A 280-nucleotide genomic window follows, 5' to 3' on the forward strand; every position below is an offset into this window, starting at 1 on the left:
GAGCACGCTGGACCCGTCGTTCCGGTTCACGGGTAGTGCGAGTGCGGTGTACAACCCGGTGAACAAGGTCACCGAGGTGTTCGCGACCGGGACGGACGGCGTGATCTCCCACAATTACCTGTTCAACGGGGGGCAGTGGAGCGGCTGGGCGACTCTCGGGCCGGCCTTTCGCTCCGGCAGCAGTCCGACCGCGGTGTTCAACGCCGCCACCAACGCCATCGAGCTCTTCGGTATCGGTACGGACGGTGTGATCAACCATACGTACAACATGAACGCCGGG

1 pseudogene is annotated in these 280 nt (G+C 63.9%); it reads left to right on the top strand.

Going from position 1 to position 280, the window contains the following annotated elements:
* Nucleotides 1–46 precede the first annotated feature (46 nt).
* A pseudogene (locus IF01_RS0141000) lies at nt 47–280 on the top strand (hypothetical protein); the annotation flags it as partial.

It is taken from the genome of Kitasatospora purpeofusca (assembly GCF_000718025.1).
In the GTDB taxonomy this organism is placed as follows: Bacteria; Actinomycetota; Actinomycetes; order Streptomycetales; family Streptomycetaceae; genus Kitasatospora; species Kitasatospora purpeofusca.